Source organism: Streptomyces sp. NPDC002276 (assembly GCF_053891435.1).
The window spans coordinates 199,061-211,716 of the sequence record NZ_JBSFCQ010000015.1 but is presented as its reverse complement, the minus strand read 5'-3'; the positions used below and the strand labels follow the sequence as shown (position 1 = coordinate 211,716).

15 protein-coding genes and 1 pseudogene are annotated in these 12,656 nt (G+C 69.6%); 8 read left to right on the top strand and 8 right to left on the bottom strand.

Going from position 1 to position 12,656, the window contains the following annotated elements; genetic code table 11:
• Nucleotides 1-13 precede the first annotated feature (13 nt).
• The gene (locus tag ACWIHT_RS33270; RefSeq protein WP_456172013.1) at nt 14-814 is read left to right on the top strand and encodes a carbon-nitrogen family hydrolase; all 801 of its coding nucleotides are present in this window, start codon (nt 14-16) and stop codon (nt 812-814) included.
• On the top strand, nt 811-1,407 hold the full coding sequence (locus ACWIHT_RS33265) for a hypothetical protein (RefSeq protein WP_456172012.1): 597 nt from the start codon (nt 811-813) through the stop codon (nt 1,405-1,407). The genes ACWIHT_RS33270 and ACWIHT_RS33265 overlap by 4 nt, the downstream gene beginning before the upstream one ends.
• Here ACWIHT_RS33265 and ACWIHT_RS33260 read toward each other — a convergent pair.
• Nucleotides 1,404-1,895 (bottom strand): LURP-one-related/scramblase family protein, encoded by a 492-nt coding sequence (locus ACWIHT_RS33260; protein ID WP_200712920.1) that lies wholly within the window; start codon nt 1,893-1,895, stop codon nt 1,404-1,406. The genes ACWIHT_RS33265 and ACWIHT_RS33260 overlap by 4 nt on opposite strands.
• Complete coding sequence (locus ACWIHT_RS33255) at nt 1,892-2,902, bottom strand: GlxA family transcriptional regulator (protein ID WP_456172011.1); 1,011 nt, start codon at nt 2,900-2,902, stop codon at nt 1,892-1,894. Before ACWIHT_RS33255 ends, ACWIHT_RS33260 begins: the two co-directional genes overlap by 4 nt.
• Nucleotides 2,903-2,945: 43 nt before the next feature.
• Here ACWIHT_RS33255 and ACWIHT_RS33250 point away from each other — a divergent pair, with 43 nt between their 5' ends.
• The 3 genes from ACWIHT_RS33250 to ACWIHT_RS33240 all read left to right on the top strand — a co-directional run bounded on the left by ACWIHT_RS33250 (nt 2,946) and on the right by ACWIHT_RS33240 (nt 5,471).
• On the top strand, nt 2,946-3,344 hold the full coding sequence (locus ACWIHT_RS33250) for a cupin domain-containing protein (protein ID WP_456172010.1): 399 nt from the start codon (nt 2,946-2,948) through the stop codon (nt 3,342-3,344).
• Between the two features lie 108 nt (nt 3,345-3,452).
• Nucleotides 3,453-4,250 carry a class I SAM-dependent methyltransferase gene (locus ACWIHT_RS33245; RefSeq protein ID WP_456172009.1) on the top strand — a complete coding sequence of 266 codons (798 nt, stop codon included), beginning with the start codon at nt 3,453-3,455 and terminating at the stop codon, nt 4,248-4,250.
• A gap of 120 nt (nt 4,251-4,370) precedes the next feature.
• On the top strand, nt 4,371-5,471 hold the full coding sequence (locus tag ACWIHT_RS33240) for an FAD-dependent oxidoreductase (protein WP_456172008.1): 1,101 nt from the start codon (nt 4,371-4,373) through the stop codon (nt 5,469-5,471).
• A 6-nt stretch (nt 5,472-5,477) separates the two neighbouring features.
• Here the strand turns inward: ACWIHT_RS33240 and ACWIHT_RS33235 are convergent, their stop codons facing one another.
• Nucleotides 5,478-5,669: a DUF397 domain-containing protein gene (locus ACWIHT_RS33235; RefSeq protein WP_456172007.1), complete on the bottom strand. Its 192-nt coding sequence runs from the start codon at nt 5,667-5,669 to the stop codon at nt 5,478-5,480.
• Nucleotides 5,670-5,679: 10 nt separating this feature from the next.
• Nucleotides 5,680-6,525, bottom strand: a complete 846-nt coding sequence (locus ACWIHT_RS33230; protein ID WP_456172006.1) for a helix-turn-helix domain-containing protein — start codon at nt 6,523-6,525, stop codon at nt 5,680-5,682.
• Between the two features lie 229 nt (nt 6,526-6,754).
• Between ACWIHT_RS33230 and ACWIHT_RS33225 the strand changes: the two genes are divergently transcribed.
• From ACWIHT_RS33225 to ACWIHT_RS33215, 3 genes and pseudogenes are all read left to right on the top strand, one after another.
• Nucleotides 6,755-7,210: an ATP-binding protein gene (locus ACWIHT_RS33225; RefSeq protein WP_456172005.1), complete on the top strand. Its 456-nt coding sequence runs from the start codon at nt 6,755-6,757 to the stop codon at nt 7,208-7,210.
• Nucleotides 7,211-7,311: 101 nt separating this feature from the next.
• Nucleotides 7,312-7,540 (top strand): annotated as a pseudogene (locus ACWIHT_RS33220) (DUF6879 family protein).
• 46 nt (nt 7,541-7,586) lie between these two features.
• Entirely contained in the window at nt 7,587-9,431 is a 1,845-nt protein-coding gene (locus ACWIHT_RS33215; protein ID WP_456172004.1) for a thioredoxin-like domain-containing protein, read from the top strand.
• 26 nt (nt 9,432-9,457) lie between these two features.
• Here ACWIHT_RS33215 and ACWIHT_RS33210 read toward each other — a convergent pair whose 3' ends face one another.
• From ACWIHT_RS33210 to ACWIHT_RS33195, 4 genes are all read right to left on the bottom strand, one after another.
• Nucleotides 9,458-9,622, bottom strand: a complete 165-nt coding sequence (locus ACWIHT_RS33210) for a hypothetical protein (protein WP_019055237.1) — start codon at nt 9,620-9,622, stop codon at nt 9,458-9,460.
• A gap of 66 nt (nt 9,623-9,688) precedes the next feature.
• On the bottom strand, nt 9,689-10,747 hold the full coding sequence (locus ACWIHT_RS33205) for a glycosyltransferase (RefSeq protein WP_456172003.1): 1,059 nt from the start codon (nt 10,745-10,747) through the stop codon (nt 9,689-9,691).
• 172 nt (nt 10,748-10,919) lie between these two features.
• On the bottom strand, nt 10,920-11,150 hold the full coding sequence (locus ACWIHT_RS33200) for a DUF6458 family protein (protein WP_093627866.1): 231 nt from the start codon (nt 11,148-11,150) through the stop codon (nt 10,920-10,922).
• Nucleotides 11,151-11,248: 98 nt separating this feature from the next.
• On the bottom strand, nt 11,249-12,544 hold the full coding sequence (locus tag ACWIHT_RS33195; RefSeq protein ID WP_456172001.1) for a M18 family aminopeptidase: 1,296 nt from the start codon (nt 12,542-12,544) through the stop codon (nt 11,249-11,251).
• Between the last annotated feature and the right edge of the window lie 112 nt (nt 12,545-12,656).

The following is a 12,656-nucleotide window of genomic DNA, read 5'->3' as shown; positions in this document are numbered from 1 at the left end:
GGACGGTGGTAGTGTGCGCGCCTCTCTTATCCAGATCGCCGTAGAAGAGGGCGAATCGGTCGAATCTCGTCGGGTTCGGATGGGCGGTCTCGTCCGCGAACAGGCGGGCGCCGACCTGGTCGTCCTGCCGGAACTGTGGACCACGGGCGCGTTCGCCTACGAACTGTTCGGCAGCGAGGCCGAGCCCCTGGAGGGGCCGACCTACGAGGCGATGGCCAAGGCGGCGAGCGACGCGGGCGTCTGGCTGCACGCGGGCTCGATCCCCGAACGGGACCCTGATGGACCCCTCTACAACACGTCCCTCGTCTTCTCCCCCTCCGGTGAACTGGCCGCCGCCTACCGCAAGATCCACCGCTTCGGCTTCGACAAGGGCGAGGCCGTGCTGATGGGCGCGGGCAGCGAACTGGTGACGGTCCGTCTGCCCCAGACGGTCATCGGTCTCGGCACCTGCTACGACCTCCGTTTCCCCGAACTCTTCCGCGGCCTCGTCGACGCCGGCGCCGAGACCCTCGTCCTCCCCGCGGGCTGGCCCGAACGCCGCCGCGCCCACTGGACCCTCCTCGCCAAGGCCCGCGCGGTCGAGAACCAGTCGTTCGTCCTCGCATGCGGAACGGCCGGTACGCACGCCGGAGTTCCCCAGGCCGGTCACTCGATCGTGGTAGATCCCTGGGGCGAGGTCCTCGCGGAGGCGGGCGCCGGCGAGGAGGTCCTCACGGTGGAATTCGACCCGGCGCGGGTGTCCGTGACACGGGAACAGTTCCCGGCACTGAAGGACCGCGTGCTGGGGCTGGAACGTCCGCGGCACGCGGGGTGAGCGGCAGACCCGAGGCGGGCGACGGGTCTGAGGCGGGCGGCAGATCCAGGCGGCTGCGGGCCGGACTACGGCGCGCCTTCTGGGCCGTCGACCGTGGCTTCGACGGCGCGGACCCGCCGCCCCGGCCGCTGGTGTTCGCCGCGCGGAACGCGGCGGGCTGCGCGACGGTCGCGGCCCTCCTCGTCGCGGCCCCCGTCGGCCTGGCCCTCTCGGTCTTCACCGACCCGGTCTGGGGCCGTCTCCTGGAGACCGTCCTCACCGGCACGTGCGCGTGGCTGCTGTTCTGGGCGTTCCTGCGCTTCGAAGGCCGCCGTCAGGCCCACTACGCCCGCACCGGCTACGACCTCGCACCGCGCGACTCCGGGGCGCCCACCGGCGCCCGGGCCCTACTCACCGACCTGCTCATCGCGTGGGTCCCCACCACGGTCCTTGTCCGGCTCGTCGGCAGGCTGGACGACACCCCTCCCAACTGGACGGACAGCGCGGTGCTCGCCGCGCTGGTCGTCGTCTGCATGCGCTTCGCCGACCACCTGAGGGAACGCCGCCGGACCCGTGCCCGCAAGGCGGCCGCCCCCGGCCCCGAAGCGCGTTAGTCCTCCCGCTCCTTCTCCGCCAGGTGGATCACGCACACCGCCACCGCGATGAGCAGCGCCGCGTCCGCGTCCTCCCGGACGATGTCGACGCCGTACGTCTCCCGGATGTGCAGCCAGCGCCGGGAGATCTGCGCGAGCAGCTCACCGTCGTAGTCGACGCCGAACTCGCGGTCCAGGATCTTGCCGCTGACGTCGAGTTCGGTGCCGTCCACCAGGGACACCCGATAGTGGTTGCGCAGCAGCGAGAACCGCTTGCGTCTGATCGTCGCGAGGGGCTCGCCGTCCCGTTCGATCACCATCGTGTCGCGCAGGGCGAGCATCTTCTTGTGGATGTCGATGAGCACGCGCCCGTGCGTGTCCTTCAACTCGAAGGTGTCCCTGATCCGCATGGCCTTGCCGTCGACCAGGAACACCTTGTTGCCGTGCTGGTCCTCGATCCAGTAATCCTCACCGAAGCCGAGGATCCGATCGCGTACGAGGAATCTCATGCCTCTACGGCTTCCCCGGCAGCCGGTCCGAAACGCCGCCGGTAGGCCGACGGGCTCAATCCGGTCTCCTTCCGCAGGCGTACGCGCAGGTTCGCCCCGGTGCCGAGCCCGCACCGCGCGGCCACCACGTCGAGCCGTTCCTCCCCGCGTTCGATCAGCCGGCAGGCCAGCGCCACGCGCTCCCCGGTCAGCCACGCGAGCGGAGTCGTCCCGAGCTGCGCCCGGAAACGCCGGTGCAGGGTCGCGGGGGAGACGGCCGCGCGGGCGGCCAGCCCGGCCACCGTCAACGGCTCCCCCAGCCGCCCCTGCGCCCACGCGAGCAGCGGCGCGAGCGACTCGTCGGGTACGTCGGGAATCGGCCGTTCCACGAACTGCCGCTGCCCTCCATCCCGGTGGGCCGCGAAAACGAGCCTCCTGGAGACCGCGTTGGCGATCTCGGCGCCATGGTCACGCCGTACGACATGCAGCCCCAGGTCGAGCGCGGCGGCGCTGCCGGAGGCGGTGAGGATGTCGCCGTCGTCCACGAAGAGGACGTCCGGTTCGAGCCGCACGCGCGGGTGCAGGGTGCGGAAACGGTCGGCCCACATCCAGTGGGTGGTGGCCCGGCGCCCGTCCAGCAGCCCGGCCTCGGCGAGCGCGAAGCTGCCGGTGCACAGGCTCATGACACGGGCCCCGCGCGCGTGGGTGCGCCGGATGGCGTCCAGGACGGCGGCCCCGCGCGGTACGACGTTGTCGGGTCGGCCCGGTACGACGAGGGTGTCGGCCGAGTCCACGGCGTCCAGGCCGTGCGCTCCGGTGAGGGTGAAGAACCCGTGGTTCATCCGCACCTCACGCGCGGGCGTGCACACCAGGACCTCGTACAGCGGCCCGGGGAGCCCGAGTTCGGGCCGGGGCAGCCCGAACAGTTCGGTGGCGACGCCCACTTCGAAGGGGTTGGTTCCTTCGTCGACGATCACGGCGACCCGGTGCGGACGTGTTCGAGGTCGCTGAGAGGATCCTTGCGGCATGTGCGATTCCTAGCACTCGTGAGGCGCTCACGGAACCCGCACGATGGCCCCCATGGAACCGATCTCTCTCACAGCCGCGCTCGCGTCCTTCACGGACCACTGGAGCCCCCGCATCGTCACGACCGTCAACGACTACGACGTACGCGTGGCGAAGGTCGAGGGCGAACACCTCTGGCACACGCACGACCACACCGACGAGTTCTTCCTGGTCCTGGCCGGTGAACTGCACATCGCGCTGCGCGAGTTGGCGGGGGAGCGCACGGTCGTCCTCTCCAAGGGCAGCGTCTTCACGGTCCCGCGCGGCACGGAACACAAGCCGTACGCCCCCGTCCCGTCCGAGATCCTCGTCCTCGAACCCACGGGCACGCTCACGGTCGGCGACCGGCACGAGGAGATCCCGGCCCACGTGGACGCGACGACGGGACGACGGGTCACACCTTGAACCGACCCTCTGCCCGCTAATTCTAAAAATCTAAATTCGTTGAGCGCGCACTCCACGATCGTGTTGGCTGGCGGCACCGGACTGTGTCAGTACCGCAGGGAGTTGAACGTGCAGGACAGTGGTGTCGACCTCGACCCCGTCGCCCACAATCGGGTGGCCTGGGACAAGTACGTCCAAGAGGGCAACGAGTGGTCGAGGCCGGTGAGTTCCGAGGATGTCGAGCGTGCCCGCAAGGGCGACTGGTCGATCGTTCTCGTCGGGCACGAGCCGGTCGACCGCTCCTGGCTGCCGGCGGACCTGACCGGCAAGGACGTGTTGTGCCTGGCCTCCGGCGGTGGCCAGCAGGGTCCGATCCTCGCAGCGGCGGGGGCGAGGGTCACCGTGTTCGACAACTCACCCGGCCAACTCGGCCAGGACCAGCTGGTGGCGGCCCGCGACGGACTCGAACTGCGCACCGTCCTGGGCGACATGCGCGACCTCGGCGCCTTCGGCGACGCGACGTTCGACGTCGTGTTCCATCCGGTCTCCAACCTGTTCGTACCGGAACTGGCACCGGTGTGGCGCGAGTGCTTCCGCGTCCTGCGACCGGGCGGAACCCTGCTCGCGGGCTTTCTCAACCCTGACGCGTACCTGTTCGACCACGAGGCCCTCGACGAGCGCGGCGAGCTGATCGTCGTACACAAGCTGCCCTACAGCGATGTCACGCAGTACTCCGCAGAGGAACGCGCCACGAGGTTCGGCGCGGATGCGGCTCTGGAATACAGCCACACCCTCACCGGCCAGATCGGCGGGCAACTCGCCGCGGGCTTCGTCCTCACCGGCTTCGCGGAGGCGCCACACCAGTCCGACGCGTCCGCCCAGTACATGTCGCACTACTTCGCGACGCGAGCGGTCAAGCCGGGCTGAGCCCACGGCAGCATGTTGGTGGTGTCGGTGTGCTGTCGGATCTTTGTCGGCGGGGTCTGGAACGTTTCGGACAGGTCCTGCCGGAGGTCATCCGGCAGGCGCGAAACGCGAGGAATCACCATGACCACTCACGTCACGATCATCGGTGCCGGGCTCGGCGGTCTCACGCTCGCCCGTGTCCTGCACGTCCATGGAATCCCGTCGACGGTCTACGAGGCGGAGCCCTCCGCGACGGCACGCACGCAGGGCGGGCTGCTCGACATCCGCGACTACAACGGCCAACTGGCCCTACAGGCAGCCGACTTGATGGACGAGTTCCGCGCCATAGTCCTGGAGGGACGTCAGGCGATGCGGGTCCTGGACCGGGACGGGAAGATCCTGCTCGACCTGCCGGACGACGGTACGGGCGGCAGTCCCGAGGTGCTGCGCGGCGAGCTGCGGCAACTGCTGCTCGACTCGCTCCCCGCGGGCACCGTCCGGTGGGGGCACAAGGTCGGCGGTGTCCGTCCCCTGGGCGACGGCCGCCACGAGGTGACCTTCGCCGACGGCACGACCGTCGTCACCGGCCTACTGGTCGGCGCGGACGGCGCCTGGTCGAGGGTCCGGCGACTGCTGTCCGACGCGACGCCCGAGTACATCGGCATCTCGTTCGTCGAGACGTACCTGTTCGACGGCGACACCCGGCACCCGACCAGCGCGAAGACGCTGGGCGCCGGAGCGACGATGGCCCTTGAGCCGGGAAAGGGGATCATGGCCCACCGGGAGCGCGAGGGGAACATCCACTCCTGGGTGATGCTCGCCAAGCCGCGGGACTGGTTCGAGGCGACCGATTTCACCGCGCTGATCGTGCGGGAGTTCGACGGCTGGGCGCCGGAACTCACCGCACTGATCACCGACGGTGAGACCCCTCCGATCCTGCGCACCCTCCACACCCTGCCCGCCGACCACCGCTGGGCCCGGACACCGGGCGTGACCCTGATAGGCGACGCCGCCCACCTCACGGGCCCGAACGGCGAGGGCGCCAACCTGGCGATGTACGACGGCGCGGAACTCGGCAAGGCCCTCGCGGCTCACCCCGACGACATGGAGGCCGCGCTCACGGAGTACGAGCAGGCGATGTTCCCCCGCAGCGCCGCGTCCGCCGCCGAACAACCCGACCTCCACGAGGTCCTGGGCGACGACACACCCCACAACCTGCTGAACAGGTTCGCCGGGAGTTGAGCGCGCTCACACCCTGAACTGATCTTTGAGTGAGGTGAGTAGGGCGTTCAGGGCGGTGGGGGCGGGGGTGAGGAGCGTGGCGGGGGCGTCGCTCTCGCGGAGGTGGAGGGTGGTGGGGCTGGCGGCAATCTCCAGGCAGCTGGTTTCGACGTTTCCTCCGGAGTACGACGACTTCTGCCAATGGAGGGCTTTGGGCACGGGCGTTCCTTCAGAATTCCTGGGCGATACGTCGGATGAGGTCGAGGGAAGCCTCCTGCGGGAGAGCTGCCTTGTCGATGCTCTCGCCCCAGGTTCGGTAGCGGCTCAGCCGCATTGGGGCATCGATGAACTCGGCGCCATGGGGCGCGTCGATCTGCACGGTATCGAGTTGGGGAATGGCGCCGCCAACGTACTGCATGGAAAATTCCGCCCCTGCGAACCCCTCGGCTGCGAACGGGATGACACGAAGAGTGACCGACTTCCGGTCGGATGCCTCAAGGAGATGGTCGAGTTGGGCGCGGGCAACCTTGGAGCCACCCACCCGCATCCGTAGTGCGGCTTCGTGGACGATCACGTCGTACGGCGTCCCCGAAGAGATCACCTGCTGACGACGCATCCGGAACGCGACACGGGTCTCGCACTCCTCCTCCGTGAGACTCGGCGCGGCGAACATCGAGACTGCGCGTACGTGTTCCTCGGTCTGGAGAACTCCAGGGATGTGCACCATGTGGAACACGCGGACATACAAGGCGTGGTGCTCCAACTCGGCGAGGTCGAGCGCCTTGGGCGGGAGCACACCGCGGTACTCCTCCCACCAGCCCTTGGACCGCGGCGCCGCCATCTCGACCAATGCGTCGATGAGTTGGCTGTCGTCGCATTTGTAGAACCTGGCCAGTCCGCGCAGCCGCTGCTCGCCGATTCCGAACCGGCCGGACTCGATGTGGCTGATCTGGGTCTGGTTCACCCCGAGGAAGGCGGCGGCGTCCCGCGACTCGATACCCGTCGCCTCGCGCAGCTTGCGTAGTTCGGCGCCGAGTCGCCCTTGGCGTGCGGTGGGGTTCGCCCTCGGCGGCATGGAGGTCTCCTCGTTCGGCGCACTTTCCTTGAACGGTTGGTGCGTATCAGGCTGAGTCGCTATGGTCGTAACGTACCTCACGGAGGGTGCCAACACGGTCACCCATCCGCAACTCCCGCACGCCCAACGCCCGTTGGACGCGCCACCCCGGCCGTCGACACCGGGGCGCCGGACAGCAACGAGCCCGGGCTCGCACAAACCCCCCTCACTCCACCGGAGTTGATGCCCCATGCCCTCGTACACCCTGATCTGCCCACCCCTCGACACCTCCCCCCACATCGCCCGCGACTTCGTCGCGGCGGTCCTCCGCACACTGGAACTGGACCGCACCCTGGTCGACGACGCGATCCTCTGCACCTCGGAACTCGTCACCAACGCCTGCGTCCACGCGAAGGGCGGTGACGGCACGGTGCTGTGGCTGGTGGTGGAGGAGGGCCGGCTGCGGGTCGTGGTGTACGACGGGGACGAGAACCCGCCGGTGATAAGGGAGTTGACGGCCGAACCCGGTGAGCGATGCGGTGGCCGTGGCCTCTACCTGGTGGACGCCCTCACCGAAGGCCACTGGGGCCACGGCCCGGACATCCCGTACGGCGGCCAGTCCCACCCGGAGGGCAAGGGAGTGTGGTTCGACCTGCCCGCAGAGCCGGTCGCGGACCCGCCCGTACAACGCCCGGCATCACCATGACTAGACAGTGAGGCCAACGATGGCAACAGCGGTACCTGAAGCACTCGCCAAGTCGCGGCACTCCCCGGTGCACGTCCTGGTGGCGCTCCTGGCCGGACGCGGTGGCCGAGACGACCGGCACCTTCACGAACGTCGCCGCGGGTGAAGATGTGCGTTGGCTACCCCGCTCGCGAGCCCACGGCCTCTTGGTCCCCGCACTGGACGGATGGGCAGTGGACCGGTGAGCGGATGGCAGTGCGCCACGATCCGGCCTTGGCGGAGCAGTACGCGACCGCCCACGAGGCAGCCTGGGAGAGGGCCGTTCCCCACGCGGAGTACCGGCCGGACTGACGAACGCGCTGTCGTGACTGTCAGTGGTGGGTGGCAGTCTTGATTCATGACCGATGCATCCGCGACCCCGACTCCTCGACGCGCCCGCGCCCGCGTCCGCGCCCCCCAGCTCACCGGCAAGGGCGGCTGGCTGAACACGGGGGACAAGCAGTACAGCCTCGCCGACCTGCGCGGGCGCATTGTCATTCTGGATTTCTGGACCTTCTGCTGCATCAACTGCCTGCATGTCCTCGATGAACTGCGGGAGTTGGAGGAGAAGCACCGCGACACGGTCGTGATCATCGGCGTGCACTCGCCGAAGTTCGTGCACGAGGCCGAGCATCAGGCTGTCGTGGACGCGGTCGAGCGATACGGCGTGGAGCATCCCGTGCTGGACGACCCGGAGTTGGCGACCTGGAAGCAGTACGCGGTGCGCGCGTGGCCGACGCTCGTCGTGATCGACCCGGAGGGGTACGTCGTCGCGCAGCACGCGGGCGAAGGCCACGCGCACGCCATCGAGCGGCTGGTCGCGGAGTTGGAGACCGAGCACGCGGCGAAGGGGACGCTACGGCGCGGGGACGGGCCGTATGTGGCCCCGGAGCCCGAGCCCACCGTGCTCCGTTTCCCGGGCAAGGCGTTGGCCCTGCCGTCCGGGAACTTCCTGGTCAGCGACACCACCCGGCACCAGCTGGTCGAGCTGGCGGCGGACGGGGAGACGGTCGTACGGCGGATCGGTTCCGGGGCGCGCGGCCTGCACGACGGTTCGGCCGACTCCGCCACCTTCAACGAACCCCAGGGGCTCACCCTCCTCGACGACGGCTCCGTGGTCGTCGCCGACACCGTGAACCACGCGCTACGACGCCTCGACCTCGCCACCGGCGCCGTGACCACCCTCGCGGGCACCGGCCGCCAGTGGATGCAGGGCGAGCCCACCTCGGGTCCCGCGCGCGAGGTCAGCCTCTCGTCCCCGTGGGACGTGGCCGAGTGGCAGGGCAAGGTCTGGATCGCCATGGCCGGTGTGCATCAGCTCTGGGCCTACGACCCTGCCGACGAGACCGTCTTCGTCACCGCCGGTACCACCAACGAAGGGCTCGTCGACGGGCCCGGCCCCGAGGCCTGGTTCGCGCAGCCGTCCGGACTCGCCGCGACCGCCGACCGGCTCTGGCTGGCCGACTCCGAGACGTCCGCCCTGCGCTGGGTGGACGTCGAGGGTGTCGTCCACACCGCCGTCGGCACCGGGCTCTTCGACTTCGGGCATCGTGACAGAGCCGCCGAACAGGCCCTGCTCCAGCACCCGTTGGGCGTCACCGCGCTCCCGGACGGCTCGGTCGCGATCAGCGACACGTACAACCACGCGCTGCGCCGCTACGACCCCGCGACCGGCGAAGTCACCACGCTGGCCACGGACTTGAGGGAGCCGAGCGATGCCGTGCTCGTCGGTGACGAGATCCTGGTCGTCGAGTCGGCCCGGCACCGGCTGACCCGGCTGCGGTTGCCGGAGGAGGCGGTGCGGGTCGAGTCGGTTGCCCATCGGACCCAGCGCGCCGCCACCGAAGTCGCCCCGGGCGAGCTGGAGTTGGACGTCATCTTCCAGGCCCCGGCCGGGCAGAAGCTCGACGCCAGCTACGGGTCCTCGACCCGGCTGCTCGTCTCCGCCACCCCGCCCGAGCTGCTCCTCGCCGGCGAGGGCGCGGGCACGGACCTGAACCGTACCCTCACCCTCAACGAGGCCGTCGTAGAAGGCGTGTTGCACGTCTCCGCCATGGCCGCCTCCTGCGATGACGACCCCGCCAACAAATACCCCGCCTGCCACGTCCACCAGCAGGACTGGGGCGTCCCGGTCCGCCTCACCGAGGGCGCGACGGACCGCCTCCCCCTCGTCCTGGCCGGTATGGACGACCGGGGCGCCTGAAACGGGGGATCGCCCGGGGCAACGCCCTACCGCCGCCGCGCCCGCGGTGCCAGCTTGTACAGCGCCATCCCCGCCGCCACCAGCGTGGTCGCCGCCACCATCATCGCCATGCTGTTCAGCCACAGGCCGGTCGCGGCCAGTGTGGCCCCACCGGCGCCGGTCGTGCCGGCGCCGACAACTCTTCCGTACATAAACGTTTCTCCTTGCGAACGTGAAGTGATGTGAGAAGGGGTGTGAGAGGTGCTGTGAGGGGTGGGCTAGGTAGCCACCCACTTCTCCTCGCTGCGGCGGACCAGGCCCCACAGGGAGGTGAAGTAGACGGCGTGCTGGAAGAGGTCGTAGAGCATCTCGGGGATCATCAGCGCGGCGACCAGGATCGCGAGGGGGCCCGCGCGGCGGACCGAGACGGTTTTCTCGACCACGAAGATCAGGCCGATCGCCGTCCAGAACGGGGAGAGGCCGGGCCAGCCGTAGAGCGTGGTGTACGTGGCCATGAAGGTCAGGTAGATCAGGAACGACAGCGCGCCGAAGCCCATCAGGAACTGCTGGAGGAAGTAACGCGCGGTGACCTTGGTCCAGCCGTAGTCGCGGAGGTTCTCCAGGGCGCCCCGCTGCCAGCGCAGGCGCTGGTGCCAGAGTTTGGGGAGGCTGGTCATGACCTCGGTGGTGACCGCGCAGCCCGCCGGGGACATCGCGCGGTAGCCGAGGGTCTTGACCGCCTTGGTCATCTCGTCGTCCTCGGTGAGGGAGGCGAGGCTGTAGTAGCCGTCGCCGCCGCCGATCCGCCCCGAGTGGCGGGCCTCGCGGACCTCGCGCAGGACGCGGGCGCGGAACATCGTGCCGGTGCCGGTGAGGACCTGGGCTTTGCCGCCGGTGCGGTTCAACTCCCAGGCGTAGCGCTGGAACTCCATGCGCTGGAGGAGTCCGAGGAGGCCGCCGCCCTGCTCGCCGTAGAAGACTCCGCCGACGGCGCCGACCTTGCGGTTGAAGGTGGCCATGGCGGTCTCGCTGAACCAGGGGTTGAGGACGGTGTCCGCGTCCTGGACGAGGAGCAGGTCGCGTTCGTCGAGGTGGGGCAGGACCCAGTCGATGGCCTGGTTGAGGGCGCCGGCCTTCTTGTGGGTGTTGCCCTGCGTGGCGAAGATGTCCGCGCCGTGCGAGGCGGCGACCTCGGCGGTGTCGTCGGTGCAGTTGTCGGTGACGACGACGATCAGGTCGGGTTTACGGGTTTGCCGCCACAAGCCCTCGATCGCGGCGCCGATGCGGTCCGCCTCGTTGTGCGCCGGTATGAGGACCACCAGCCGTGGTTCGGGCACGGCAGTGACTCCCTGTGACGATCGCGGGGCGGGCCCGGGGCTGCCTCTCCCCGGGCCCTCAACTGCGCAAAGTCTTCACGAGGTTCACACAACCGCACAATGCGCCCAGCGTCACGGATTGCTCACGGTTGGCTGTGTATGTCCTGTGCGGGCGATTCGGCCCGTGTGCGGGTTACGCCCGGTATCCGTCGCGGTTCCGGTCCTCGTCCACGACGGTCGTCGAGCCCGGCAGCAGCACCCGGCGGCGCCGCGCGATGCTGCTGAACGTCACCACGCCGATCAGTCCGACGGCCATGAGGATCACGCCGACCAGCGTGAGATTGACCCCCTGCATGTGCCAGTCGGTCGCGAACGCGAGAATCGCGCCGACGGCGATGAGGATGATGCAGCCTCCCAGGCCCATGGGTGTCGCCTCCCTGTGCTGTCCGCTCGTTCCGGTCCGCGACCGGGTACCCGGGAAGGCAACACCCATGCGCCGAACGGGAGTTGGCCCACCGTTGGCTAGCCCTCCAGGAATGCCACCAGCGCGTTGGCCAGCAGGAACGGGTCGCGGTCGCCGCAGAGTTCGCGGGCGCTGTGCATGGAGAGGATCGCCACGCCGATGTCGACGGTCTTGATGCCGTGGCGGGCCGCGGTGATCGGGCCGATCGTCGTGCCGCAGGGCATGGAGTTGTTGGAGACGAAGGTCTGGAACGGCACACCGGCCTTCTCACAGGCCGCGGCGAACACCGCGCGGCCCGAACCGTCCGTGGCGTAGCGGTTGTTGACGTTGACCTTGAGGATCGGCCCGCCGTTGACGCGCGGGTGGTGCGTCGGGTCGTGCCGTTCCGCGTAGTTGGGGTGCACGGCGTGCCCGGTGTCGGAGGAGAGGCAGACGGTGCCCGCGAAGGCCCGTGCCCGGTCCTCGTACGAGCCGCCGCGCGCGAACACCGAGCGCTCCAGGATCCCGCCGAGCAGCGGCCCGTCCGCGCCCGTGTCGGACTGCGAGCCGTTCTCCTCGTGGTCGAAGCCGGCGAGCACGGGGATGTACGGCAGGTTCTCGCGGGCCGTGACGGAGGCGAGGGCGGCGGCGCCGGCGTGCAGGGACAGCAGGTTGTCCATGCGCGGTCCGGCGAGCAACTCCTGGTCGCGGCCCAGGTAGGAGGGCGCCTCGACGGAGTGCGTCATCAGGTCCCAGCCGGTGACCTCGCCCGGCGCGAGACCCGACTCCTCCTCCAGGAAGGCGATCAGGTCGCCGTCGCGGACGTCGTCGCCCAGGCCCCAGATCGGCTGGAGGTGGCGCTGCTTGTCCAGCTTGAGCCCCTCCGACGACACGGAACGGTCCAGGTGGATGGCGAGTTGGGGCACTCTGAGCAGCGGGCGGTCCACGTTCACCAGGCGGGTCGAGCCGTCCCGCAGGCTCAGCCGGCCGGCCAGACCGAGGTCGCGGTCGAGCCAGGAGTTGAGCAGCGGGCCGCCGTAGATCTCGACGGCGACCTGGCGGAAGCCGTGCGCACCGGTGTCCGGGCGCGGCTTGACCCGCAGGTTCGGGGAGTCGGTGTGGGCGCCGATGATGCGGAAGGGGGTGTGGGGTGCCGCACCTTCGGGGACGAACCAGGCCACGATCGCGCCGCCGCGCAGTACGTACTTGCCGCCGGTCGTCCCCTCCCAGGCGTCCGTCTCGGCGACCTGCTTGAATCCGGCCTTCTCCAGCCGCTCGGCGGTGTTCGCCACGGCGTGGTACGGCGTGGGGGACGCCGCCAGGAAGGACATGAGGTCGTCGGTGTGGCCGCGGTCGAAGCGGGGGGGTTCGCTCATGGGTTCACCTTAACGACGTACGAGGGCCCGCTCCGGGTGATGGGAGCGGGCCCTCGTAAGGGCGATGTGGGGTTTCGCGAAGCTGTTCCGGTCTGTCCCGGAAACGGTTCTG